This window comes from Phytobacter sp. V69 (assembly GCF_965644215.1).
Lineage (GTDB): Bacteria > Pseudomonadota > Gammaproteobacteria > Enterobacterales > Enterobacteriaceae > Phytobacter.
Genome location: NZ_CBFFRL010000035.1, coordinates 1 through 23,577 on the forward strand (window position 1 = coordinate 1; position 23,577 = coordinate 23,577).

A 23,577-nucleotide genomic window follows, 5' to 3' on the forward strand; every position below is an offset into this window, starting at 1 on the left:
CGGCCTCATTTCTCGCTGCCGTCCAGATCAGATGCATCGCTCTCTGGGCTAAAATCTTGTGACGACACTATCTAGTCAGGGCCAGACAAAACGCAAAAACGCTGCCCAGCAGCAATGACAACAAGGTACCTAAACCGCTGGTGTACAGGCTGTTGTAGAGCGCAACCCAGGTGGATTCGTTGCTCAGCACTCGCCACAGGCTGCTGTTGCTGCCTTGCTGCCAGTCAAAGAGCGCGGAGATAAGCAGTCGCAGGCTGGGCAGCAGGCTCAGTAAGGCGATCAGCGCGAGTAAAAGCCACAGCAGCCCTTTTGGCGGGCTGCTGGCGGCAGATTGACGCAGTGTCATATCCGTCATGACTTAGCGGTTTCCGAACAGGTCGGCAAAGCGCTTTTTGTTTGCTTCGGTATCAGCCAGCGCTTTTGCGGCGTCATAAGGCATCAGTTTGATACTGCTGCGGGCCGGGAAACCCTGAGGGACCGGCAGGCTTGGATCCGCCGTCAGGTAGCCCTGTTTGAGCACCAGCTTCTGCCCGTCTTCGGAAAGCACGAAATCGATGAAGGCTTTTGCACCCTCAGGGTTTTTCGCCCCTTTCATCATCGCCACTGGCTCGGTCACGATACTGACGCCCTCTTTCGGGAAGACGAACTCAATCGGTGCGCCTTTGGCTTTTTCGCGGATCGCCATGTAATCCACCAGCACGCCGTAGGCTTTGCTGCCGGAGGTGATCGCACTCATCACGCCGCCATTACCGCTCTGCGGCATCGCGCCGTTTTCTTTCAATTTCTCGTAATACTGCCAGCCGAGCTGCGGGTCATTCATCAGCGTCGCCATATGAATCTGTGCGGCACCGGAGTAGAGCGGGCTTGGCAAGGTGGTCATGTTTTTCAGCTCAGGCTTGAGCAGATCCAGCCAGGATTCCGGCTTCACCGGAGCTTTGCTGTGATAGGCAATGCCGGTGGTGATCAGTTTGGTGCCGTAGTAATAGCCATCTTTATCATACAGCTGCGCACCGTAGCGGCTGGCCTGCGGTGATTTATACGCCGCCAGCAGATTTTGCTGTTTCAGAGACTCCATCGACACGCTATCGGCAATGAGTAAAACATCCGGGCTGGCACCGCCTGCGGCAATTTCCGCCTGCATACGGGCAACCAGTTTAGCGGTTCCATCGCGAATCCATTTTACTTCGACATCCGGGTGCGCCTGTTCAAAAGCGCTCACCGTCATTTGCGCGTCTTCGGTTGGCTGGCTGGTGTAGAGCGTCAGAGTAGATTTCGCAAAAACAGTGCCACTCATGAAAGCCAGCAAAGCCGCTGCCAGCGCAATTTTCTTACTCATGGTTTCGTCCCCTTGGTTTTCGTTGTGACGATTAAAACAAGGGAATCTGACAGAAATATGACCCGTTTTTTTCGTAGTAATAATTTCATATTCGCGGGATAGCATGAGCGCAAATCCCCTCTGCTGGACGCAAACATGACCCCAGAAGCACGTCGCAGCGCAATTGTCGCGATGGTGACAGAGCACGGTGAGAGCAGTATTGAACAACTGGCGCACCACTTCGGCGTCTCCCTGCAAACGGTGCGCAGCGACCTGCGTGAACTCACTGCGCAAGGGCTGCTATTGCGCCGCCATGGCATGGTCGCCCCTTTCGCACGCGAAAATATCGGTTATCAGCAGCGCGAGATCGTCAACGTCATCGGTAAGCGCTGGATTGGCGAGCGAGTCGCACAGTTACTCAGCGAAGCGCAAAGCTGCTTTCTTGGAACCGGAACCACCGTGGAAATGGTGGCGCGCGCACTGCCGGACGATGTCCATCTGGCGGTCTGTACCAACAATCTGCACGCCGCCACGCCGCTCAGCCTGCTCCCCGGTTGTGAACTGACGGTCGCGGGCGGGCGCGTACGTAAACGCGATCTGGATGTGATCGGCAGCGACGCCCTGACCTTCTTTCGCCGCTACCGGGTGGATATTGGCGTGGTGTCGGTCGGCGGAATTGGCGAAGAGGGCGAGCTGTACGATTTTAACGACGAAGAGGTGGTGGCGCGCCAGGCTCTGGTCGCCAGTGCGGAGATAAACGTCCTGGTTGTCGACAGCACCAAGTTTGGTCGCCGGGCGATGTGCCGCAACGGTGATATCGGTGACTTTGACTATGTGGTGAGCGACAGAGCCCCTACCGGCTCCCAGCGCGACCTGCTGGCACAGCGCCGCACGCAGTGGCTGTGTCGGGAAGAAGAGTAGCGCACCACCCAAACGGGCGGTGCGCTGCGGATTACGCCTGACGCAGGTTCTGCGCGGCTTTCACCATGTTTGCCAGTGCGCTACGGGTTTCCGGCCAGCCGCGGGTTTTCAGGCCGCAGTCCGGGTTTACCCACAGGCGCTCTGCCGGGATACGCTGGGCGGCTTTTTGCAGCAGTGCTTCAATCCACTCCACGCTTGGGACATTCGGCGAGTGAATGTCATACACGCCCGGCCCGATTTCGTTCGGGTATTCAAACTCTTCGAACGACTCCAGCAGTTCCATATCCGAGCGCGACGTCTCAATGGTGATCACATCTGCATCCAGCGCGGCGATGGAATCCATGATGTCGTTAAACTCGCAATAACACATATGGGTGTGAATCTGGGTGTCATCCCTCGCCACGGCCGCATTGATGCGGAAAGCTTCCACGCCCCACTCCAGATACGCATCCCAATCGCGGCGACGCAGCGGCAGGCCTTCACGCAGGGCCGGTTCATCAATCTGGATGATGCCAATACCTGCGGCTTCCAGATCCGCTACCTCATCGCGCAGCGCCAGCGCAATTTGTTTGGCGATGGTTTCGCGGGTCACATCTTCACGCGGGAAGGACCAGCACAGGATCGTCACCGGACCGGTCAGCATGCCTTTAACCGGCTTACTGGTCAGAGACTGGGCGTACTTCGCCCACTCCACGGTGATCGCTTCCGGGCGGCTGACATCGCCAATCACCACCGGCGGCTTCACGCAGCGGGAACCGTAGCTCTGCACCCAGCCGTTCTGGGTAAAGACAAAACCGTCGAGATGCTCGCCGAAATATTCCACCATGTCGTTACGTTCGGCTTCACCGTGTACCAGCACGTCCAGGCCTAAACGCTCCTGCTCCACAATCGCCTGCTTGATGTGTTCGGCGATACCGGTGCGGTAGTTGTTGGCGTCCAGATTGCCCTTTTTGAAGTCCAGACGCAGACTGCGGATCTCGGTGGTTTGTGGGAAGGAACCGATGGTCGTCGTCGGCCATGCGGGCAGGTTAAAACGGGCGCGCTGTGCTTTGGCGCGGGCTTCATAGGCGCTGGTGCGCTGGCTGTCTTCTGCGGTGATGGCCGCCAGACGCTGTGCCACTGTCGTATTGTGCACACGGGTTGAGTGACGGCGCGCCTGAATCGGGGCACTCCAGGCCTCAATCGCCGCGCTATCACCGTTGTTCAGCGCGTCACGCAGCAACGCCAGCTCTTCACACTTTTGCAGGGCGAAGGCAAACCAGCTCTTCACTTCCGCATCCAGACGCGTCTCCACGCTCAGATCGATCGGGCTGTGCAGCAGGGAACACGAAGAGGCTACCCACAGCGGGCGTTTCCCTGCCACAGCTTTAATCTGTGCATATTTTTCTGTCAGATCGGCGCGCCAGACGTTACGACCGTTCACCAGCCCCGCCGAGAGCAGCCAGTCAGCCGGCAGACGCGTATGCAGTTCGGCAACATCATCTTTCCCGTGGACCAGGTCAACGTGCAGGCCCTGTACCGGCAGCGCGGTGATAGTGTCGAGGTTCGGCGTCACGCCTTCGAAATAGGTGGTCAGCAGCAATTTCACCTGACCCGCAAGTGCGTCGTAAGCCGGTTTGAACGCATCCAGCCAAACTTGAGGCAGCTCCAGTACCAGCGCAGGTTCGTCAATTTGCACCCATTCGATGCCGCGTTTTGCCAGCTCAGCCAGCACCTGTTTGTAGACCGGCAGAATGTCATTGAGCAGACTCAGGCGGTCAAACTGCTCGCCCTTCACTTTGCCCAGCCACAGGTAAGTCACAGGCCCCAGCAGGACAGGCTTCACCTTGTGGCCCAGCGCCAGTGCTTCGTCCACTTCATCCAGCAGTTGCGTCCAAGTCAGTTTGAACTGCTGGCCTTTGACGAACTCCGGCACCATATAGTGATAGTTGGTGTTAAACCATTTGGTCATTTCCGCCGCTGCCGCCGGTTCGCCGGTCGGCGCGCGGCCACGGCCAATGCGGAACAGGGTGTCGATATCGACCGAACCGTCGTTGTTCTGATGACGAGCCGGCACGTTACCGAGCAGCAGGCTGGTGGTCAGAACATGGTCGTACCAGGCGAAATCGCCCACCGGCAGCAGGTCGATGCCCGCCGCTTTTTGCTGATCCCAGTGACGCGCACGCAGCTCACGACCTGTTGCCAGCAGCTCTTCACGGGAGGAATTGCCCGCCCAGTAGCTTTCTTGTGCTTTTTTCAGCTCGCGACGCAGACCAACGCGAGGAAAACCGAGGGTGTGGTTTAAAACTGTCATATGTGCTTCCTCTAATTAATTGTAAATCCAATGGATTTTGAATTTAGGGAAGGCGGCAAGTTTGCTTATCTCCGGGAGCTTACTGGAGTAAGTGACCGGGGTAAGTAAACGCAGCCAACGCACCATAAATTTAAAAGACGAAGGATTTTAGCCGTCCAGATGTTTACACATCCATAATTGGCAGTTACTGTATATTCCTCAAGCGCAAATTTGTCATGCCGAAGTGAAGGACTTTCATGATCGAAATTAAACATCTGAAAACGCTACAAGCGTTACGGAACTGCGGGTCGCTGGCTGCCGCGGCGGCGGCATTGCATCAGACGCAATCCGCACTTTCCCACCAGTTCAGCGATCTGGAACAGCGCCTTGGCTTTCGGCTATTTGTGCGTAAAAGCCAGCCCTTGCGCTTTACGCCCCAGGGGGAAATCCTGCTCCAGTTGGCCAATCAGGTGCTGCCGCAAATCAGCAGCGCACTGCAGGCCTGCAATGAACCACAACAAACCCGCCTGCGCATCGCGATTGAATGCCATAGCTGTATTCAGTGGCTGACCCCGGCGCTGGAGAGTTTCCGCACACAATGGCCGCAGGTGGAGATGGATTTCAAATCGGGTGTCACCTTCGACCCGCAGCCCTCGCTCCAGCAGGGCGAGCTGGATCTGGTGATGACCTCCGACATTCTGCCGCGCAGCGGTCTGCACTATTCGCCGATGTTTGATTTTGAAGTACGCCTGGTGATCTCACCGGAAAGCCCGCTGGCCTCACGCACGCGGATCACCCCGGAAGATATTGCCACCGAGACATTGCTGATTTATCCAGTGCAGCGTAGCCGCCTGGATATCTGGCGCCATTTCCTGCAACCGGCAGGCATCAGCCCACAGCTTAAAAGCGTGGACAATACGCTGCTGTTGATTCAGATGGTGGCGGCGCGGATGGGCATTGCGGCACTGCCGCACTGGGTGGTGGAAAGCTTTGAACGCCAGGGTCTGGTAGTGACCAAAACCCTGGGCGAGGGATTATGGAGCCGGTTGTACGCTGCCGTGCGCGATGGCGAGCAGCGCCAGCCGGTCACCGAGGCATTTATTCGCTCAGCGCGGAACCACGCGTGCGACCATCTGCCGTTTGTGCGGAGCGCGGAGCGACCCAACGCCGATGCACCCATAGCGAGGCCAGTATCACCGTCCCACCAATGATAAAACTCGGCCAGTGCGGCTGCTCTTGCCAGATGGCAAGGTTCACCAGCAGCCCGGCAGGGACATGCACATTGTTCATGATGCCAAGCGTACCGGCATCCACCTGCGTCGCCCCGTAGTTCCACATAAAGTAGCCCAGCCCGGACGCCACAACCCCCAGCCACACCAGGATTATCCATTGCACATTGGTGGTCGGCAGTTTTTGCGGATTACCCAACATAAACCAGGCAATCACCGCAACGATAGCGGCGCCCAGATAGAACCAGGCAAACGCATTGTACTGCGGCATCGGCCGCGTTTCCATCAGGCGCTTATACCCCACCATACCGATGGCAAAACTGATGTTGGCGAGCTGTACAAACATCAGCCCCGTCCAGAAGTGATCGCTGACTTTGTCGTAGCGGATAATCGCCGCACCCGCCACCGCCAGCAGCGCACTCAGGGCATAACCCCAGCGTAAACGCCGCTTGCTGAGCAGATCGTAAATCAGCGTGATATAGAGCGGCGTCAGGACGGTGAATAGCAGGAATTCCGACACGCTCAAATAGACATACGCGCGGAAGCTAAACAGGTACATGATGCCAAGCTGCATCGCACCCACCAGCATGTAGAGCAGGATCGTTTTGAGCGTTTGCCCACGCGTGCGCAGGAACGGCAAGAAGACCAGTGCCGCCAGCCCCACGCGCATCAGCACGGAAAAATAGCTGTCGACGTGCCCGGCAAGGTATTCGCCAATCAGGCTAAAGGAGAAGGCCCACAGGATCGTGGTGATGATGAGTAACGCCACAATGAATGTCTCTCAGAATAAGGAACACTCATTGTAGCGGAGTATTAAGTTGACAACTGGTCAATATACGACCATAAAATCAGCTCAAAAACAGTTTACGCAGGTAGTTCGGTACGGCGTTATCGGCGTTGGTGCCAATCACTTCCAGCTCCGGATGCAAATCCTTCAGGCGCTGGTGCGCGTTGCCCATGATGCAACCTTTACCGGCCATGGAGAGCATCTCCGCATCGTTCATACCGTCGCCAAACGCGATGCACTCTTTCAGGCTGTAGCCAAGCGCCTTCGATACGGCTTCCAGCGCGTGACCTTTCGACACACCGCCCGCCATCACTTCCAGGCAGGTCAGGGTGGAGGAGCTGACGTTGACGCGATCGCCCCAGCGGGCGTTGATGGCCTGCTCCAGCGGCAGCAGCTGTTCGTGAGTTTCGCAGGTGAAGAAGACTTTGCTGATGCCTTCCGGCTCCAGCATGCCTGGCTCATACAGGGAATACTGGAAAATCGCCTCTTTGAAGAAACGCATTTCGTCCGGGCGGTGGCGGTTCATAAACCACTCATCGTCGCGATACACGTTAGTGACGATGTCCGGGTTGTTATGCACCACGCCAAACAGGTCGCTGGCAATGTCCCGGTCCAGGTTATGAGTGAACACCAGATTGCCATCGGTATCGTGTACGCGCGCGCCGTTGGAGGTGATCATGTACGCTTTGATCCCCAGGTTATCGCGGATTTGCCCGACATCCACATGATGGCGGCCCGTCGCGAAAACAAAGTTCAGGCCGCGTGTGGTCAGCAGCTTTAACGTTTCTTTCGCGTAAGGGGAGAGTGTGTGATCGGGGGAAAGCAATGTGCCGTCTAAATCAGACGCAACAACCTGATACATAGGAAACGTTAGCCTCAATAATTCATTAGTTATGCCGATCGAAAAAATCGACGATGGCGTTGAGCGCGACTGAGCGCATAGCGTCCTCTTCAAAGAGGATCTCATGGTACGCGCCCTTGATGACAAGCGGTTTCCCCCCTTCGCAAGGGTGGCCCGCGGCGGCGCGTATTTCACAAAAGCGATCGTGCATGCGGTTATCCACAACACGCTCGTCTTCTGCCTGAATAATTAACATGGGTGATGTGTCTGTTGCCGCACCTGCCAGCGCATGTTCTCCGGCCAGGATGCCTTCTCGGACCCAGTGCCAGGTCGGCCCCCCAACACGTAGCTGGGGTTCATCGGCGTAAAAACGCAGGTTACGCCGGTAACGTTCACGACTGTGGGTCAACGTGTTAATGGCAAACGGCAGCGCATGCCAGCGACCGGTGCCAATCGCGTAATTCTCGCGAATACGTGGGTAGCCTTCCGCCCAGTCCAGCAATGGGCGCACCATCCAGTCCGGCAGGTGGATAATGATGCCGAACATCGGCGCGCACAGGGCAATCGCGTCACAACCGGCTTGCGGATAGCGCTGCACGAAGAGCGTGGCAATCGCACCGCCCATCGAATGGGCCAGAATATAACGCTTACGCCAGGGGCCGGGGGCAACTTCCTGCTCCCAGAAGGCCGTTAAATCATCAACATAGTCGCTGAAATTGACCACATGGCCCCGGTGCGAATCTTCCAGCATGCGGCCAGAACGCCCCTGACCGCGATGGTCGATGATGAGCACATCAAACCCGAGATGGAACAAGTCATACGCCAGTTCGGCATACTTCACATAGCTTTCAATTCGGCCAGGGCAGACGACGATAACCCTGTCGTGTTTGGCGGCATGGAAACGAACAAAGCGCACCGGGACATTATCCACACCGGTAAATTCCGCCTCTTCCCGCTGACGCCAGAAGTCCGTTAATGACCCCGTGGCAAACGCAGCAAATGCGTGCTCTCTGGTTTCCCAATCCTTGTTTTGCCGGAACATTGGGTTGCGCCTCTGCTCGCATGATAAAAACGTTTTTGTGACCTGTAGCAAACTCCGCTAACAATAGCGTATTGTGGCATAAAAACAGACAACCAGGGAGTTTCTCATGACCTTCGAGTGGTGGTTCGCTTATCTGCTGACATCCATCATCCTCAGCCTGTCGCCAGGCTCCGGTGCGATTAATACGATGACCACCTCAATCAGCCACGGTTATCGCGGCGCCGCGGCGTCTATCGCCGGGCTACAAACCGGCCTCGGTATTCATATCGTGCTGGTCGGCGTGGGTCTGGGAACGCTGTTCTCGCGCTCGGTTCTGGCGTTTGAAGTGCTGAAATGGGCGGGGGCGGCATACCTGATTTGGCTGGGTATTCAGCAGTGGCGCGCCGCAGGGGCGATCGACCTCAACACGCTGGCCCACACGCAATCACGTACGCGTCTGTTTAAACGTGCGGTTTTCGTTAACCTGACGAACCCGAAAAGCATCGTCTTCCTCGCCGCGCTGTTCCCGCAATTTATTGTGCCGCATCAGCCGCAGGTGATGCAGTACGTGGTGCTGGGCGTGACCACTATCGTCGTGGATATCATCGTGATGATTGGCTATGCCACACTGGCGCAGCGTATCGCCGCATGGATTAAAGGCCCGCGTCAAATGAAGGCATTGAACAAGGTGTTTGGTTCGTTGTTTATGCTGGTAGGGGCATTGCTGGCGTCAGCAAGACATGCCTGAGTTCTGGCGCTAACGTCGTCCCGGATGCGGCGCGAGCGCCTTATCCGGGCTACCAAAAATCAAGACATGCGTGAATTCGCCCGACAATCAATTAACGCGAAATGATCAGATGGATACCGAAACCGGCGAACAACGCACCAGCAAAACCGTCAATCCACTTCGCCAGACGCTGATAGCCGCGACGCATCGCCGGTAACGCGAACAGGCTTGCCACCACGGTGAACCAGGCGAAGGTTTCCAGCGTGATCAGCATAAAGATACCCCAGCGCGCACTCACGCCCACGCTGTCGCCGACAAACAGCGAGAATACCGAACCGAAGTAGATAATCGCTTTCGGGTTTGCGAGGTTCGTCAACAGCCCTTTCATAAAGCTACGACCGCTGCTGGTCGCCAGTTCAACCTGCGGCGCCTCGGCTTTCTGCTCTTCTTTCTTAAGCGCACCGCGCAGCATCTGGTAACCCATCCAGCACAGATACAGGCCGCCGCCAACCATGATAATGCTGTGCAGCCACGCCATTTTTTCGAGGATCAGGTTCAGGCCAAGCAGCGCAACGCCCGCCCAGACCATAACACCAGCGGTAATGCCGAGCACCCCCATCATCGCCTCTTTACGGGAGCGGCTGACGGCGGTTTGCGACACAAAGAAGAAGTCCGGGCCGGGACTCATCAGGGCAACAATGTGAACCAGGGCGACGGTGAGGAAGAGCATCAACATGTTTAACTCGCGGGAAAAGAATAAAAGGGGGTAACTATATTGGCACTTTACCTGCGTGCTGGCTACTCATCATCGTCGCCATCCACATGGGCACGGATCAGCGCCATAAATTCCTGGCCGAAGCGCTCAAGCTTGCGTACGCCGACGCCGTTAACCCCCAGCATTTCACCGGGCGAAACGGGCATCTGCTCGGCCATTTCAATCAGCGTTGCGTCGTTAAAGACTACATACGGCGGCACGTTGTTTTCATCGGCAACCGCTTTACGCAATTTGCGCAGCTTGGCGAACAGCTTACGGTCATAGTTACCGACCGCCGCTTTTTGCATCACCCGGGATTTGAGCGCCACCACACGCGGCACCGCAAGTTGCAGAGGAACCTCACCACGCAGCACCGGACGCGCGGCGTCCGTCATTTGTAACGACGAATGCTGAGCGATGTTCTGCGTGACCAGCCCCAAATGAATAAGCTGGCGAATTACGCTCACCCAATGCTCGTGGCTTTTCTCCCGGCCCATGCCGTAGACTTTAAGCTTATCGTGGCCGAGTTCGCGAATACGTTGGTTGTTCGCCCCACGGATCACCTCAACCACATAGCCCATCCCGAAACGCTGATTCACACGGCCAATGGTGGAGAGCGCAATTTGCGCATCGTTCAGACCGTCGTACTGTTTCGGCGGATCGAGACAGATATCGCAGTTGCCGCAGGGTTCCTGCCGCCCTTCGCCAAAGTAGTTGAGCAACACCAGACGGCGGCAGGTTTGCGCTTCGGCAAACGCCCCCATCGCATTCAGTTTGTGGCGCTCAATATCCTGCAGCTGTCCGGCAGGTTTTTCCTCAAGGCAACGACGCAGCCAGGCCATATCTTCCGGGGCGTAGAACAGCATCGCCTCGGCAGGCAGCCCATCACGCCCGGCGCGACCGGTTTCCTGGTAATAAGACTCAATATTGCGCGGGATATCGAAGTGGACCACAAAGCGCACGTTGGGCTTGTTAATCCCCATCCCGAACGCGACGGTCGCCACCACGATTTGCAGATCATCGCGCTGGAATTTCTCCTGCACGCTGGCGCGCACCTCGTGTTCCAGCCCGGCATGATACGCCGCCGCGCTGAATCCACGGCTTTGCAGACGGGCGGCGGTGTCTTCCACCTTTGCCCGGCTGTTGCAGTAAATAATCCCGGATTTACCGCGCTGGTCGTGTACATAGCGCAGCAGCTGATCGAGCGGCTTGAACTTTTCCATCAGCATGTAGCGGATGTTCGGGCGGTCAAAGCTGCTTATTTGAATCAGCGGGTCGTTCAGCCCCAGCAGACGTTCGATATCGCGACGCGTGGTGTCATCCGCCGTAGCGGTAAGCGCCATAAAAGGCACGGACGGCAGAGTCTGGCGAAGCTGGCCCAGCGCGGCATATTCCGGGCGGAAATCATGGCCCCACTGGGAGATACAGTGCGCTTCGTCGACCGCCAGCATGACCGGGTTCCAGTGCGTCAACTGCTCAAGGAAGTTATCGAGCATCAGGCGTTCGGGGGCGATATAAAGCAGGCGGATTTGCCCGGTGCGACACCCTGCCATCACTTCAAGCTGCTGCTCACGACTTTGCGTTGAGTTCAGACACGCGGCGGCAACACCGTTGGCCAGCAGTTGATCGACCTGATCTTTCATCAGCGAAATCAGCGGCGAAACCACCACCGTCAGGCCAGGCAGAATCAGTGCAGGGATTTGATAGCAGAGGGATTTACCGCCGCCGGTAGGCATCACCACCAGGCAGTCGCGGCCGCCGAGCACGGTATCAATGATATGCTGCTGACCCGGACGGAACTGCTGGTAGCCGAAGGTTTCCCGTAAAACCTCGAGGGCTGTCGATTCCAGATTCAATACTTCCGCCTGCGCCACATTTACTCCGCTCACCAAAACAAAACAGGCGCTATTTTCAGCGCCTGCTCATGAAACTGCAATGCTTAAAACAGATCGTTGAGCATTACGCCTACGCCAATACGCGTCTGATTGAAATTGTAGTCAATCAGAGACTCACCATAGCCGCTATACAGCTGGGTGTAGAAACGCACGTGTTTGGTCATCGGGTAGCTGAATCCCAGCTCCGCGCCGCCGTAGCCGGTATTCCAGTTGTACTGCCCTTTCACGCTGAAAATGGCATCGCCATACTGATAGCCGAGACGCAGCTGATAGTGGCCCAGATATTTGGTGATATCCGGGTTATCGTCGGTGTTACCCACCACGTACCAGGGTTTCACCTCCACCAGCCAGTTGCCATTTTGCGCCATCAAACGCGTATAAAGACGGTTCCAGCTACGCGATGTCGGGTCAGAACGGCCGTTGGAGTCATGGTTGAAGCCAAACTCCATATCGCGCAGGGTCCAGCCAGCAAAGCTGTAATCAGTGGCAAAGCCGAGGAACATCTGCGGCTCATAGTTGGTTTCACGGAACGGCGAAGACGCTGGCTCCTGAGTATTCGACAGCTGCCACCAGGATTTTTGCGTGTAAGACGCACCCAGCACAGAATTCGGCCCGAGGATGCCGCGCCACAGCGGGAATGCCAGGCTAAGCTGGAACTTCACTTCATCCTTCCGCGCTTCATCAGACCAACTGTACGAGCGGATGGCCTCTTTGTTCATGTCGCTGGTATAGGTATAAAGCAGATAGTTGGATTCATACGGATAGAGCGTGAACGGATTATCATGCTCCTGCAGCAAATTCGCGATAATGCTGCCGCGCACGGCGGGCGCATCATGAACTTCTTTTACTGTCGCTTCCTGCGCAAAAGCCGCAAAGGGCAACGCACATAACGCCACAAACCAACCCAGAAACGTCCGCATCGGTCTTCTTCCTCTGAACAATGTTGTTGAACCAAATATTTTTACTACATCCATTCTACATATTTATTGAGTAACTGCTCAGGTATCCTGTCTTAAACTGGAATTCAACAATTCAGAGGCATAAAATCAACATTTCATTAACCCAACGGAAGAGCCACTATGTCTGCCGTCCTCACAGCAGAATCCGCACTAAAACTCGTGGGCGAGATTTTCGTCTATCACATGCCTTTCAATCGCGCTCTCGGACTGGAGCTGACCCGCTACGAGAAGGATTTCGCCCAGCTCAGCTTCAATAACCAACCCATGATGGTGGGAAACTGGGCGCAGAGCATTTTGCACGGCGGCGTGATCGCCTCCGCGCTGGATGTCGCCGCTGGCCTGGTGTGTGTAGGCAGCACGCTGACGCGCCATGACACCATTACCGAAGATGAACTGCGTACCCGCCTGTCGCGGATGGGCACCATTGATTTGCGCGTCGACTATTTACGTCCGGGCCGTGGCAATCGCTTCACCGCCACCAGCACGCTGCTGCGCGCGGGAAACAAGGTGGCGGTCGCGCGCGTCGAGTTGCATAACGAAGAGCAGGTCTATATCGCCAGTGCGACGGCAACCTATATGGTGGGTTGAGCGGCAAAAATCAGGTAAAATATTGTTACTTTTCAGCAACGAGTTTTCCTGATGGATGCAAAACAGACGCGGTTAGGAGTGATGTTTGCTCTTGCCGCCTATTTTATTTGGGGTATTGCACCGGCCTATTTCAAAGTCATCTGGTTCGTTCCCGCCGATGAAATCCTGACTCACCGAATTATCTGGTCCTTCTTCTTCATGATCGCCCTGATAAGCGTCAGCCGTCAGTGGTCGCAGGTGAAACAGCTTTTACATACGCCAAAGAAAATCTTTCTGTTAGCGGTGTCCGCCGTGCTCGTCGGGGGGAACTGGCTGCTCTTTATCTGGTCGGTGAACAATCACCATCTGCTCGAAGGAAGCCTGGGCTATTTTATTAATCCGCTGGTGAATATCCTGCTGGGAATGGTATTCCTGGGTGAACGTTTCCGCCGTATGCAGTGGCTGGCGGTGGTACTGGCCGCCGGTGGCGTACTGGTGCAGCTGTGGGCCTTCGGCTCCTTGCCCATTATCTCGCTGGGCCTGGCATTCAGCTTCGCCTTCTACGGGCTGCTGCGTAAAAAAATCGCCGTCGACGCGCAAACCGGGATGTTAGTGGAAACGCTGTGGCTACTGCCGGTGGCGGCTATCTGGCTGTTTGGTATCGCCGACAGCCCGACCAGTCACATGGCGCAGAATAGCTGGTCACTCAATCTGTTATTGATGGCCGCCGGGGTGGTCACCACCGTTCCGCTGCTGTGCTTTACCGGCGCGGCGACGCGTCTGCGCCTGTCGACGCTGGGCTTTTTCCAGTACATTGGCCCAACGCTGATGTTCCTGCTGGCGGTGACGTTTTATGACGAGCATCCGGGCGCGGACAAAATGGTGACCTTCGGGTTTATTTGGGTAGCGCTCGCCATATTTGTGATGGATGCGCTGTACACACAACGCAGAAACCGGTAATTCCCGGCGTCTGGCACAGAATTTTCGGCCCTCTCTTTAAGGATTTTGTATGGCAACCCGCAGACAGGCGGCATCAGGACTCCGTATCGCTGACGTCGCAAAGCTGGCTAACGTCGCGCCGATTACGGTTTCGCGCGTTTTGAATCAGCCCGAACAGGTGAAGGAAGCCACGCGCAACAAAGTCCTCAAAGTCATTGAAGAGACGGGCTTCGTGCCAAATCAGAACGCCGGCGCGCTGGCCTCCAACCGCAGCCGTCTGGTGGCGGTGCTGGTGCCGATGCTCACCAATCCCATTTTCTCTGACACCTTCCAGGCCATTGCCGAGCAGCTCGCGGCAAACGGCTACCAGGTGCTGCTGGGGATTTCCGGCTACGAGGCCAAACAGGAACAAGAGCTGCTGGATGTGATCCTGAGCCGCCGCCCGGATGGCATCATTCTGACCGGCACCGTGCATACGGAGCCGTCCCGCAAGCGCCTGCGCGCCACCGGCGTGCCGGTGGTGGAAACCTGGGATATCAGCGAGGACCCGATCGATATGCTGGTCGGCTTCTCCCACGAAGAGGTGGGACGCGCGGTCGCCCACCATTTGTTAGCCCAGGGCTATCGTCATTTCGGCCTGCTTTCCGTTGACGACCCGCGCGGTCAGCTGCGTGCGCGTGTGTTTATGGAAACCCTGAAATCGCAAGGCATCACCGATATCACGCACCACAGCTTTACCGGGCTACCCGCACTCGAACAGGGGCGTGAAGGCCTGGCGCGTATTCTGGAAAACGATGACACGCCGCGCGTGGTGGTCTGCACCTCTGACACCATCGCCCACGGCGTGCTGACCGAAGCCGCCAGTCGTCACCTGTCCGTACCGGAGCAGGTCGCGGTGTTTGGTTTTGGCGACATGAATTTTGCCGCCCATACCTTCCCTCCTCTCTCTACGGTGCGCATTGACGGGAAACGTCTTGGACAGCTGGCGTCGACGGCCCTGCTGCAACGCCTGAAAAACGGCGTTCACGACACCGTTAACGACGATATCGGCTTTACCCTTGTCGACCGCCTGTCGACTCGCGGACAGGCCCCGCAGGACTGATCTGCTATAACCCTTTTTTGTAAGCGGGATCTCATTTCGACGATCCTGCCCTTGTCTCACCCGAGAGTTCAGTTCAAGATTCAAACGAAAATGAATGCGCTACCATTTTATATTTCATTGAATATAAAGGTTAAATTATCAACCACCTGCTTATCTAAAGCAGGTTTTTATTGGATACAAAATGGTAGCGCACCCATTTTAACTGTTTATTTTTGGAGGAGGTGCATTTATGAAGATTACAAAAATCGAAACGACCCGGGTGAAGGCACACGCGAACCTGCTGTGGGTGGAAATTCACACTGATGAAGGGCTGGTTGGGCTGGGCGAAACGTTCCGCGGTGCCGAGGCGGTTGAATCCTACATTCACGCGATTATCGCCCCGATGCTAATGGGCCAGGAAGCGCTGAACGTCGAGCGCCATAACCGCATGCTGCTGCGCGGCTACCTGGGCTTTAACGGTTCGGGCGTTGAAACCCGCGCCTGCTCGGCTATCGATATCGCCCTGTGGGACCTGATGGGCAAAGCGCTGAAAAAACCCATCTGGCAACTGCTCGGCGGATTGTGCCACCACAAAATGCGCGCCTATAACACCTGCGCCGGAGTGAATTTCAACAGCCAGGGCGAACAGCGCCGTACGTTATCGCAAGGCGAGCAGCGTCCACAGGGCCGCTACGATGACCAGGTGGTGTTCCTCGAATGCCCGGATGAACTGGCGCACAGCCTGATTGAAGAAGGCTTTAGCGCCATGAAGATTTGGCCGGTGGATAGCTTCGCCGCCGCCAGCAATGGCCAGTACATCAGCAGTAGCGACATCAAAAAAGCGGTCGCGCCGTTTAAGAAAATCCGCGAAGCGGTGGGCGATAAAATTGATGTGATGTGTGAATTCCATTCACTGTGGAACACCACCGCCGCGCTGGCTATCTCGCGTGAACTGCGCCAGTACGACATTTTCTGGGCGGAAGACCCGATCAAGATGGATTCACCGCAGGCGCTGGCCGACTACCGTCGTCTGTCCGGCATCCCGGTGTGCGGCAGTGAAACGCTGGCCACCATGAGCAATTTCCGCGACTGTCTGGCCGCCGACGCGCTGGATTACGTGATGCTCGATCTCTCCTGGTGCGGCGGGATTACCGAAGCGAAAAAAATCGCCGCGCTGGCGGAAGCGTATCAGAAACCGATTGCCCCGCATGACTGCACCGGCCCGGTGGTATTGATGGCCTCGCTGCATTTAGGGCTGTCATGCAATAACGCGATTTTCCAGGAAGTGGTGCGCGCCTATCTGGCGGATTTCTACGGCAATCTGGTGGATACGCTGCCGGTAGTGGAAAACGGCTATTTGCTGCCGCCGACCGGTTACGGTCTGGGGACATCGCTGAGCGACAAGCTGCGCAGCCGCCCGGATACATCAACCCGCACATCGGTGCTGTAACGCTTACCGGGACGACAGAAAATCAACCACGCCCTGCATCGGCGTGGTTAACGATTACAGCCAGTTACGGCGTTTGAAGTAGAGGTATGGCGCCAGCCCGGCGAGGATCATAAAGACAATCGCGCCAGGATAGCCAAAGCTCCAGTGCAGTTCCGGCATAAACTCAAAGTTCATCCCATAGCTTGACGCCACCAGCGTCGGCGGCAGGAACACCACGGACACCACCGAGAAGATCTTGATGATCCGGTTCTGCTCGATATTGATAAAGCCCATCGCCGCCTGCATCAGGAAGTTCACTTTCTGGAACAGGGATTCGTTGTGCGGCAGCAGGGATTCGATATCGCGCAGGATTTCACGTGCCTGCTCCAGCTGACCTGCGGGCAGGCGCGCTTTACGCACCAGGAAGTTCAGCGCGCGCTGGGTATCCATCAGACACAGACGGACCTTCCAGCCGATATCTTCCAGCTCCGCCAGCGTCGACAGTGCTTCGTCATATTCATCACCCTGATGACCTTCCATGATCACACGGCTCAGTTTTTCCAGGTCGCTGTAGATGTTTTCGATTTCATCCGCGAGCTGTTCGATTTTGGTCTCGAAGAGATCGAGCAGTAACTCATAGGCGTTGCCATCCACCATTGCCTGGCTACGGGCACGCATGCGGTACAGACGAAACGCAGGTAATTCGCGCTCGCGCAGGGTGAACAGGCGGCCTTCGCGGATGGTAAATGCCACGGTGGAGTTGCCCGCATGGTCTTCCGCATCTTCAAAAAAGAAGAAGGAGTGGATGTGCAGGCCGTCTTCATCTTCAAAGAAACGCGCAGATGCTTCGATGTCTTCCAGTTCCGGGCGTGTCGCCAGGTTCTGACCCAATTCAGACTGCACGCGGGTTCGTTCGTCGTCGTCCGGCTCGACCAGGTCAACCCAGACGGAACTGGCGAGATGCTTTATTTCGTCAGCTTCGAGACGGGTTAAACGATTATTTTCCAGTTGAAATGCGCTCAGCATAGCCGGGACTCCCAATGCAAAAATGACTGGACAGTTCGGTTGGGCACACAAGAAACATTTGGCGTTTCAGACCATTAAACAGCCTGACTCAGCGCGACGGGAATACAGCTGGTCGCTGACAACCACTAAGGCCATCAGCAAGAGGAGATAGCCTTAGGAGTTGTTCCTGGATGACAGGGAATTGAGCCAGTATCTACTGGGTGTGTCCAAGGCGAATGTCCTCTTAGCGTGATCGTGCGCGCATGTTACGCCAGCAAAAATGAGGCGTCAACACGCAACCAAACGCTAAAGGGTAATATTTCCCCCTCAGCGTATAAGGCTAGCAGATTATTGCAAAAAGATGATATTTTTCTGAAAGTTACACTGTTTCAAGGCGCGCGTAAGCGGCCACAAGCCATTTGATGCCCTGCCCCTGGAATGCCACCTGCAAACGGCTGTGTTCGCCGCTGCCTTCCAGATTAACGATAGTCCCTTCACCGAACTTCGGATGACGCACACGCTGGCCGAGTTTGTAGCCGGTGTCGTTCTCTGAAATCGGTGCGCCAAGGCGCTGATGGCTGACCGGACGGCTGACGGTCGCACGCAGACGGACTTCTTCCACGCACTCTTCCGGCAGCTCACCGATAAAGCGCGACGGGCGGTGATAGGCTTCTTTGCCATACAGACGGCGGGTTTCGGCGTAGGTCAGCGTCAGCTTTTGCATCGCACGGGTCACGCCGACATAGGCCAGGCGGCGTTCCTCTTCCAGACGGCCACCTTCATCCAGCGACATCTGGCTCGGGAACATCCCCTCTTCCATACCTACGATGAATACCTGCGGGAACTCCAGGCCTTTGGCGGAGTGCAGGGTCATCAACTGTACCGCGTCCTGCCAGGTATCCGCCTGCCCTTCGCCCGCTTCCAGTGCGGCATGGGAGAGGAATGCCTGCAGCGGCATCAGATCTTCGTCTTCTTCGTTGTAGCTGAACTGGCGCGTTGCCGTCACCAGTTCCTCTAAGTTCTCAATACGCGTCTGGCCTTTCTCACCTTTTTCCTGCTCGTACATCATCCACAGGCCGGAATCTTTCACCACCCGATCCGTTTGTACGTGCAGCGGCATGTCCGCCGTCTCCTGCGCCAGTGCGTCAATCAGCTCCATAAAACGCTGCAGCGCACTTGCCGCACGCCCGGCCAGCGCTTTTTCCTGCAACAGTTCGCGTGTCGCCTGCCACAGGGTCAACTGGCGGTCGCGCGAGGTCTGCCGCACCACGTCCAGCGTTCGGTCACCAATCCCGCGCGTTGGCGTATTCACCACGCGTTCATAGGCAGCATCGTCGTTTCGGTTGGCAATCAGACGCAAATAGGAGAGCGCATCTTTGATTTCCTGGCGTTCGAAGAAGCGCATACCACCGTAAATACGGTACGGCATGCTGGCCTGCAACAGCGCCTCTTCCAGCACACGCGACTGGGCGTTGCTGCGATAGAGAATGGCGCATTTCTCAAGCGCACCGCCGTTGTCCTGCCAGGTTTTAATCCGGTTCACCACAAAACGGGCTTCGTCGAGTTCGTTGAACGCGCAGTAGAGGGAAATCGGTTCGCCTTCAATGCCGTCGGTCCATAGTTTTTTGCCCAGGCGACCGTTGTTGTTTTCGATCAGGGCGTTCGCCGCGCTGAGAATATTGCTGGTTGAGCGGTAGTTCTGCTCAAGACGAATGGTTTCTGCGCCGGGGAAGTCGTTGAGGAAGCGCTGGATGTTTTCTACCTGCGCCCCGCGCCAACCGTAGATCGACTGGTCATCATCGCCGACGATCATCACCTTGCCGGTGTCCCCGGCCAGCAGGCGGATCCAGGCGTACTGAATGTTGTTAGTGTCCTGGAACTCGTCCACCAGGATATTGGTAAAACGTTCGCGGTAGTGCTGCAGGATATGCGGCTTATTGAGCCACAGTTCGTGAGCACGCAGCAGCAGCTCGGCGAAATCCACCAGCCCGGCGCGATCGCAGGCTTCCTGATAGGCCTGATACACCTTCTGCCAGGTCTGCTCGACCGGATTACCGTAGCTTTGAATATGGTGCGGGCGAATGCCTTCGTCTTTCTGGCCGTTGATGTACCACATGGCCTGGCGCGGCGGCCACTGCTTCTCATCAAGGTTCATCGCCTTGATCAGACGCTTAAGCAAACGCAACTGGTCTTCGCTGTCGAGGATCTGGAAATCCTGCGGCAGATTCGCGTCCATATGATGGGCGCGCAGCAGGCGGTGCGCCAGCCCGTGGAAGGTGCCGACCCACATGCCGCCCTGGGTGGTCCCCATCAACTGGGCAATACGATGGCGCATTTCTGCCGCCGCTTTGTTGGTAAAGGTCACCGCCATGATGGAATACGGTGAGCAGTTTTCCACGCTCTGCAGCCAGGCAATGCGGTGAACCAGCACGCGCGTCTTACCACTGCCTGCCCCGGCCAGCACCAGCATATTGGTACGCGTCGCCGCAACCGCGTTGCGTTGTTCATCATTGAGGCTGTCGAGCAGGTAAGAAACGTCCATTGGCACCGCCATAGAAAAAGAGGAAAAACAACGAAACGCCCGGTGGCGCTTTGCTTACCGGGCCTACTTTACGTAGGGCGGATAAGCGAAGCGCATCCGCCGAAACCCTGTTTTTTTATACAGAACTATGGTGATTATATCAGCGTGGTGAGGGATGCCAACCGCGAAATCTCCAGATGTGGCAGCAATCGGCTATCAGAAGCCGTCAGCAGGTCGGCGCCTTCCGGTTTGATCCAGCAGGCCTGCATACCACAGCGAATAGCACCGGCGACATCGGTCGTCAGGTCATCCCCGACGTGCAGGATTTCACCCAGCGGAATGTTCAGGCGTTCGGCGGCCAGGTGATACATATCGTTAAACGGCTTCGCACGCCCGTCAGGGCCAGCGCGCAGCACAAATTCAAAATAACCGGCCAGGCCAAACAGCTCCGGCCGCGCATTGCCGTTGGTGATCGCCACCAGCGGCCATTTCTCCGCGAGCTTCGTCAGGGTTTCGTGGGTCTCTTGCGGCACATCAACGCGGCTACGCCATGTCGCGAAGTTCTGCATGGCAGCGTCGGCGCCAGCTGTCGCATCTTCCGCCGTTAATCCCGCATCCAGCATAGCGCGTTCGACCGCACGGCGACGCCATTCGGTCACATCGTGGTAGATCTCCGGTTCCGCAAGCAGCAGCGACTGACGAATGCGTTTCAGATCCGTGTTTTCCAGCCCACTCAGCGAGGGATGATATTGTTGCACAAACAACAGGGCTTCTTGTTCAGTTCGCAGGATGACCGGGCGGTTATCGTAAAGGGTGTCGTCAAGATCAAATGTGATGGCAGAGATGAGGCCTGTGGGCCGGTAAAATCGCATTATTTCCCCCGTTTGGCGCGTGGATGCGCTGCGTCATACACCGAGGCAAGGTGTTGAAAATCAAGATGGGTATAGATTTGTGTGGTGGAGAGGTTAGCATGCCCCAGCAGTTCCTGCACGCCGCGCAGATCGCCGCTGGACTCCAGCATGTGAGTGGCAAAGGAGTGACGTAATTTGTGCGGGTGCACGTGGCTGTTCAGCCCCTGCTTGATTCCCCACTCGGCAAAGCGCTTTTGCACATTGCGCGCCGAGATACGTTTCCCCAGCTTCGACAGGAACAGGGCGTCGTCATCGGTCCCGAACAGGCCGCGTAAATCCAGCCAGTGCTCAATCCAGATAACCGCATTACGCCCAATGGGCAAACGGCGCTCTTTGCTGCCTTTCCCCATCACCCAGACTTCGCCGCTTTCCAGATCCAGATGCTTAATGTCCAGCCCCACCAGTTCGGACAAACGCAGCCCGGCGCCGTACATCACCTCAAGCATCGCCCGATCGCGCACGGCCAGCGGATCGTTAAGATCGATATCCAGCAGGCGGTTTACATCATCGACGTCGATATTTTTCGGCAGATGGCGCGGCGCTTTTGGGGCAGACACACCTTTTGCAGGATTGGCCGGCAGCTCGCCCTGACTCACCAACCAGTCGAAGAAGCTGCGTAGCGCAGAAAGGCGTAGCGCCAGGCAGGCAGCCCCCAGCCCTTTGCGGCGGCTACGTACGGCAATGGCCCGTACCGCGGCGGCGTCACATTGTTGCCAGCGCTGCAGGCCGATTTCCCCGGCGAGCGCAATGATGGCATCAAGCTGACGCTGATAGTTAAGAAGCGTGATGGGACTTAACTGGCGTTCCACGGCCAGATAGCGCAGAAAACGCGTGACGGCCTGATGCAGAGGTGAATCGGTCATACGCGCTCGATCCAGCGCTCCAGCAGGTCCGGTAACATCATGGCGATCTCTACCAGCAGTTGGGTGCCCTGATCGTGCTGGTAATGATGCGGGTCGCGGCTACTGAATAGCACGACGCCCAGATCGGCGTCTGGCCCCATCATCGACACCGCCACGGATCCAATCGCTTTCGCTTCCGGCAGCAGTAACAGTAATTCCGGCCCGTTCAGCGAACCGAGATAGTGCTGTTGCTGGCCCAGACGCTGAATACGCAGCGGCTCAAAGGCCTGACGGGAGAGCGCAAGGTGGGTAAAACCGGACGGCGCGCCAAGACGCCAGCGGTCCGGGAACAGGCGGATAGTCGCGCCTGCCAGCCCCAAATCTCTGGCCCAACGCTGAAAGCGACTCAGCATTTCCTCAAGGCTTTTGGCGGAGGCCAGTTTGCCCTGCAGACGCAGCAGACGGTAGAACAAGCCTTCATTGGCACTGGCCTGCTCCATCAGCAACGTCATGTTCTCTTCCAGCACGTTGATATGATTACGTGCCCGCACCATGTGCCACTCAACTAACGAAATCGTACCGCGTACGGGATGCGGTACGCGGATGGCTTCAACAGCGCGTGCATTGCGGATAAAAAACTCAGGATTACGTAACAGGTAATCGACGACAGCGTGGTCGTCCAGTTCCATAAGCGTTTCCTGCAGTTCTTCCCCTGGTTGCTTCATAGATGAATAAACCCGTCGTAGACATGTGCCGCCGGGCCAGTCATAAACAACGGTTGGCCCGGTCCTTTCCATGCGATATCCAGCCGACCGCCTGGGAGTTCCACACGTACTTCTTCTGCCAGCAAACCTTGCTGAATGCCGACCGCGACCGCAGCGCAAGCGCCGCTACCGCAGGCCTGCGTTTCGCCCGCGCCGCGTTCAAAGACGCGCAGTCGGATGTGATCGCGTTTGACCACTTGCATGAAACCAATGTTGGCGCGTTCAGGAAAGCGTTCGTGGCTTTCCATCACCGGCCCCAGCGTTTCAACCGGAGCGGTGTCGACATCATCGACCTGGATAACGCAGTGCGGATTGCCCATTGAGACAACGCCGCACAATATTGTTTGTTCCGCCGCACGCATAATATAGGTCTTTTCCGCTTTGTTCGCCCGGAATGGGACCTGCGACGGTTCGAAATTGGGCTCACCCATGTTCACGCGCACCAGCTCGTCATCCGTCACGGTTAATACCATGCGGCCATTTGCTGTGCTGACACGAATGTCACGTTTATTGGTCAGCCCTTTTAAACGCACAAAACGCGCAAAACAGCGGGCGCCGTTCCCGCACTGGGAGACTTCGCTGCCGTCGGCATTAAAGATGCGATAGTGGAAATCGAGTTCAGGATCGTAGGGTGGCTCGACCACCAGCAGCTGATCGAACCCCACCCCCAGATGCCTGTCAGCCATACGGCGGATCAGGTCAGGGGAAAAGAAAACATTCTGCGTTACCGCGTCGACGACCATAAAATCGTTGCCAAGGCCATGCATTTTAGAGAACTGCATCATCTACTCCATATA

General features: G+C 56.7%; 23 protein-coding genes. 7 read left to right on the top strand and 16 right to left on the bottom strand.

Annotated features, from left to right (window positions below; genetic code table 11):
• Nucleotides 1-67: 67 nt before the first annotated feature.
• Together ACSZPU_RS07165 and ACSZPU_RS07170 are read right to left on the bottom strand one after the other, a co-directional pair.
• On the bottom strand, nucleotides 68-355 hold the full coding sequence (locus tag ACSZPU_RS07165) for a hypothetical protein (protein ID WP_498996979.1): 288 nt from the start codon (nucleotides 353-355) through the stop codon (nucleotides 68-70).
• A gap of 3 nt (nucleotides 356-358) precedes the next feature.
• The gene (locus ACSZPU_RS07170) at nucleotides 359-1,336 is read right to left on the bottom strand and encodes an ABC transporter substrate-binding protein (protein WP_498996982.1); all 978 of its coding nucleotides are present in this window, start codon (nucleotides 1,334-1,336) and stop codon (nucleotides 359-361) included.
• A gap of 135 nt (nucleotides 1,337-1,471) precedes the next feature.
• Here ACSZPU_RS07170 and ACSZPU_RS07175 point away from each other — a divergent pair, with 135 nt between their 5' ends.
• Nucleotides 1,472-2,236 (top strand): DeoR/GlpR family DNA-binding transcription regulator, encoded by a 765-nt coding sequence (locus ACSZPU_RS07175; RefSeq protein WP_498996985.1) that lies wholly within the window; start codon nucleotides 1,472-1,474, stop codon nucleotides 2,234-2,236.
• A gap of 31 nt (nucleotides 2,237-2,267) precedes the next feature.
• Here the strand turns inward: ACSZPU_RS07175 and metE are convergent, their stop codons facing one another.
• Entirely contained in the window at nucleotides 2,268-4,529 is a 2,262-nt protein-coding gene (metE, locus tag ACSZPU_RS07180) for a 5-methyltetrahydropteroyltriglutamate--homocysteine S-methyltransferase (RefSeq protein WP_498996987.1), read from the bottom strand.
• A gap of 236 nt (nucleotides 4,530-4,765) precedes the next feature.
• On the opposite strand from metE, the gene metR reads away from it, so the two are divergent.
• Nucleotides 4,766-5,719, top strand: a complete 954-nt coding sequence (gene metR, locus ACSZPU_RS07185) for an HTH-type transcriptional regulator MetR (RefSeq protein WP_498996990.1) — start codon at nucleotides 4,766-4,768, stop codon at nucleotides 5,717-5,719.
• Here the strand turns inward: metR and ACSZPU_RS07190 are convergent.
• The 3 genes from ACSZPU_RS07190 to pldB form a co-directional block, all read right to left on the bottom strand.
• A complete protein-coding gene (locus ACSZPU_RS07190) occupies nucleotides 5,607-6,506 on the bottom strand; it encodes a carboxylate/amino acid/amine transporter (protein WP_498996993.1) in 900 nt (299 codons plus the stop codon). The genes metR and ACSZPU_RS07190 overlap by 113 nt on opposite strands.
• Nucleotides 6,507-6,585: 79 nt before the next feature.
• A complete protein-coding gene (gene yigL, locus ACSZPU_RS07195; protein WP_498996996.1) occupies nucleotides 6,586-7,386 on the bottom strand; it encodes a sugar/pyridoxal phosphate phosphatase YigL in 801 nt (266 codons plus the stop codon).
• Nucleotides 7,387-7,411: 25 nt separating this feature from the next.
• Nucleotides 7,412-8,407 (bottom strand): lysophospholipase L2, encoded by a 996-nt coding sequence (gene pldB, locus ACSZPU_RS07200; protein WP_498996998.1) that lies wholly within the window; start codon nucleotides 8,405-8,407, stop codon nucleotides 7,412-7,414.
• Between the two features lie 106 nt (nucleotides 8,408-8,513).
• Between pldB and rhtB the strand changes: the two genes are divergently transcribed.
• On the top strand, nucleotides 8,514-9,134 hold the full coding sequence (gene rhtB, locus ACSZPU_RS07205; protein WP_498996999.1) for a homoserine/homoserine lactone efflux protein: 621 nt from the start codon (nucleotides 8,514-8,516) through the stop codon (nucleotides 9,132-9,134).
• 91 nt (nucleotides 9,135-9,225) lie between these two features.
• On the opposite strand, the gene rhtC is transcribed toward rhtB, so the two are convergent.
• The 3 genes from rhtC to pldA all read right to left on the bottom strand — a co-directional run bounded on the left by rhtC (nucleotide 9,226) and on the right by pldA (nucleotide 12,682).
• Nucleotides 9,226-9,849 carry a threonine export protein RhtC gene (rhtC, locus tag ACSZPU_RS07210; RefSeq protein ID WP_498997001.1) on the bottom strand — a complete coding sequence of 208 codons (624 nt, stop codon included), beginning with the start codon at nucleotides 9,847-9,849 and terminating at the stop codon, nucleotides 9,226-9,228.
• Nucleotides 9,850-9,911: 62 nt separating this feature from the next.
• Complete coding sequence (gene recQ / locus ACSZPU_RS07215; protein WP_498997003.1) at nucleotides 9,912-11,741, bottom strand: ATP-dependent DNA helicase RecQ; 1,830 nt, start codon at nucleotides 11,739-11,741, stop codon at nucleotides 9,912-9,914.
• Between the two features lie 65 nt (nucleotides 11,742-11,806).
• Nucleotides 11,807-12,682 carry a phospholipase A gene (pldA, locus tag ACSZPU_RS07220; RefSeq protein WP_498997005.1) on the bottom strand — a complete coding sequence of 292 codons (876 nt, stop codon included), beginning with the start codon at nucleotides 12,680-12,682 and terminating at the stop codon, nucleotides 11,807-11,809.
• Between the two features lie 159 nt (nucleotides 12,683-12,841).
• On the opposite strand from pldA, the gene yigI reads away from it, so the two are divergent.
• From yigI to ACSZPU_RS07240, 4 genes are all read left to right on the top strand, one after another.
• The gene (gene yigI / locus ACSZPU_RS07225) at nucleotides 12,842-13,309 is read left to right on the top strand and encodes an acyl-CoA thioesterase YigI (RefSeq protein ID WP_498997007.1); all 468 of its coding nucleotides are present in this window, start codon (nucleotides 12,842-12,844) and stop codon (nucleotides 13,307-13,309) included.
• A gap of 51 nt (nucleotides 13,310-13,360) precedes the next feature.
• Nucleotides 13,361-14,248, top strand: coding sequence for an EamA family transporter RarD (gene rarD / locus ACSZPU_RS07230; protein WP_498997008.1), 888 nt, complete (start codon nucleotides 13,361-13,363; stop codon nucleotides 14,246-14,248).
• 49 nt (nucleotides 14,249-14,297) lie between these two features.
• Nucleotides 14,298-15,329 (top strand): LacI family DNA-binding transcriptional regulator, encoded by a 1,032-nt coding sequence (locus tag ACSZPU_RS07235; protein ID WP_498997010.1) that lies wholly within the window; start codon nucleotides 14,298-14,300, stop codon nucleotides 15,327-15,329.
• Nucleotides 15,330-15,558: 229 nt separating this feature from the next.
• Nucleotides 15,559-16,758, top strand: coding sequence for a mandelate racemase/muconate lactonizing enzyme family protein (locus ACSZPU_RS07240; protein ID WP_498997012.1), 1,200 nt, complete (start codon nucleotides 15,559-15,561; stop codon nucleotides 16,756-16,758).
• 54 nt (nucleotides 16,759-16,812) lie between these two features.
• Here ACSZPU_RS07240 and corA read toward each other — a convergent pair whose 3' ends face one another.
• The 7 genes from corA to dapF all read right to left on the bottom strand — a co-directional run bounded on the left by corA (nucleotide 16,813) and on the right by dapF (nucleotide 23,562).
• Nucleotides 16,813-17,763: a magnesium/cobalt transporter CorA gene (corA, locus tag ACSZPU_RS07245; protein ID WP_498997014.1), complete on the bottom strand. Its 951-nt coding sequence runs from the start codon at nucleotides 17,761-17,763 to the stop codon at nucleotides 16,813-16,815.
• A gap of 153 nt (nucleotides 17,764-17,916) precedes the next feature.
• On the bottom strand, nucleotides 17,917-17,973 hold the full coding sequence (gene ysgD, locus ACSZPU_RS07250; RefSeq protein ID WP_212743980.1) for a YsgD/CorL family protein: 57 nt from the start codon (nucleotides 17,971-17,973) through the stop codon (nucleotides 17,917-17,919).
• A gap of 148 nt (nucleotides 17,974-18,121) precedes the next feature.
• On the bottom strand, nucleotides 18,122-20,284 hold the full coding sequence (gene uvrD / locus ACSZPU_RS07255) for a DNA helicase II (RefSeq protein ID WP_498997015.1): 2,163 nt from the start codon (nucleotides 20,282-20,284) through the stop codon (nucleotides 18,122-18,124).
• 134 nt (nucleotides 20,285-20,418) lie between these two features.
• Entirely contained in the window at nucleotides 20,419-21,135 is a 717-nt protein-coding gene (gene yigB, locus ACSZPU_RS07260) for a 5-amino-6-(5-phospho-D-ribitylamino)uracil phosphatase YigB (protein WP_498997017.1), read from the bottom strand.
• Nucleotides 21,135-22,037 carry a tyrosine recombinase XerC gene (gene xerC, locus ACSZPU_RS07265; RefSeq protein WP_498997020.1) on the bottom strand — a complete coding sequence of 301 codons (903 nt, stop codon included), beginning with the start codon at nucleotides 22,035-22,037 and terminating at the stop codon, nucleotides 21,135-21,137. Before xerC ends, yigB begins: the two co-directional genes overlap by 1 nt.
• Nucleotides 22,034-22,741, bottom strand: coding sequence for a DUF484 domain-containing protein (locus ACSZPU_RS07270; protein WP_498997022.1), 708 nt, complete (start codon nucleotides 22,739-22,741; stop codon nucleotides 22,034-22,036). The genes xerC and ACSZPU_RS07270 overlap by 4 nt, the downstream gene beginning before the upstream one ends.
• Nucleotides 22,738-23,562, bottom strand: coding sequence for a diaminopimelate epimerase (gene dapF, locus ACSZPU_RS07275; RefSeq protein ID WP_498997037.1), 825 nt, complete (start codon nucleotides 23,560-23,562; stop codon nucleotides 22,738-22,740). Before dapF ends, ACSZPU_RS07270 begins: the two co-directional genes overlap by 4 nt.
• Nucleotides 23,563-23,577 lie beyond the last annotated feature (15 nt).

Bases quoted from the DNA above. Each gene is read 5' to 3' on its own strand.
- ACSZPU_RS07165 (WP_498996979.1), bottom strand. From the start codon at position 355: ATGACGGATATGACACTGCGTCAATCTGCCGCCAGCAGCCCGCCAAAA.
- ACSZPU_RS07170 (WP_498996982.1), bottom strand. From the start codon at position 1,336: ATGAGTAAGAAAATTGCGCTGGCAGCGGCTTTGCTGGCTTTCATGAGT.
- ACSZPU_RS07175 (WP_498996985.1), top strand. From the start codon at position 1,472: ATGACCCCAGAAGCACGTCGCAGCGCAATTGTCGCGATGGTGACAGAG.
- metE (WP_498996987.1), bottom strand. From the start codon at position 4,529: ATGACAGTTTTAAACCACACCCTCGGTTTTCCTCGCGTTGGTCTGCGT.
- metR (WP_498996990.1), top strand. From the start codon at position 4,766: ATGATCGAAATTAAACATCTGAAAACGCTACAAGCGTTACGGAACTGC.
- yigL (WP_498996996.1), bottom strand. From the start codon at position 7,386: ATGTATCAGGTTGTTGCGTCTGATTTAGACGGCACATTGCTTTCCCCC.
- pldB (WP_498996998.1), bottom strand. From the start codon at position 8,407: ATGTTCCGGCAAAACAAGGATTGGGAAACCAGAGAGCACGCATTTGCT.
- rhtB (WP_498996999.1), top strand. From the start codon at position 8,514: ATGACCTTCGAGTGGTGGTTCGCTTATCTGCTGACATCCATCATCCTC.
- rhtC (WP_498997001.1), bottom strand. From the start codon at position 9,849: ATGTTGATGCTCTTCCTCACCGTCGCCCTGGTTCACATTGTTGCCCTG.
- pldA (WP_498997005.1), bottom strand. From the start codon at position 12,682: ATGCGGACGTTTCTGGGTTGGTTTGTGGCGTTATGTGCGTTGCCCTTT.
- yigI (WP_498997007.1), top strand. From the start codon at position 12,842: ATGTCTGCCGTCCTCACAGCAGAATCCGCACTAAAACTCGTGGGCGAG.
- rarD (WP_498997008.1), top strand. From the start codon at position 13,361: ATGGATGCAAAACAGACGCGGTTAGGAGTGATGTTTGCTCTTGCCGCC.
- ACSZPU_RS07235 (WP_498997010.1), top strand. From the start codon at position 14,298: ATGGCAACCCGCAGACAGGCGGCATCAGGACTCCGTATCGCTGACGTC.
- ACSZPU_RS07240 (WP_498997012.1), top strand. From the start codon at position 15,559: ATGAAGATTACAAAAATCGAAACGACCCGGGTGAAGGCACACGCGAAC.
- corA (WP_498997014.1), bottom strand. From the start codon at position 17,763: ATGCTGAGCGCATTTCAACTGGAAAATAATCGTTTAACCCGTCTCGAA.
- uvrD (WP_498997015.1), bottom strand. From the start codon at position 20,284: ATGGACGTTTCTTACCTGCTCGACAGCCTCAATGATGAACAACGCAAC.
- yigB (WP_498997017.1), bottom strand. From the start codon at position 21,135: ATGCGATTTTACCGGCCCACAGGCCTCATCTCTGCCATCACATTTGAT.
- xerC (WP_498997020.1), bottom strand. From the start codon at position 22,037: ATGACCGATTCACCTCTGCATCAGGCCGTCACGCGTTTTCTGCGCTAT.
- ACSZPU_RS07270 (WP_498997022.1), bottom strand. From the start codon at position 22,741: ATGAAGCAACCAGGGGAAGAACTGCAGGAAACGCTTATGGAACTGGAC.
- dapF (WP_498997037.1), bottom strand. From the start codon at position 23,562: ATGCAGTTCTCTAAAATGCATGGCCTTGGCAACGATTTTATGGTCGTC.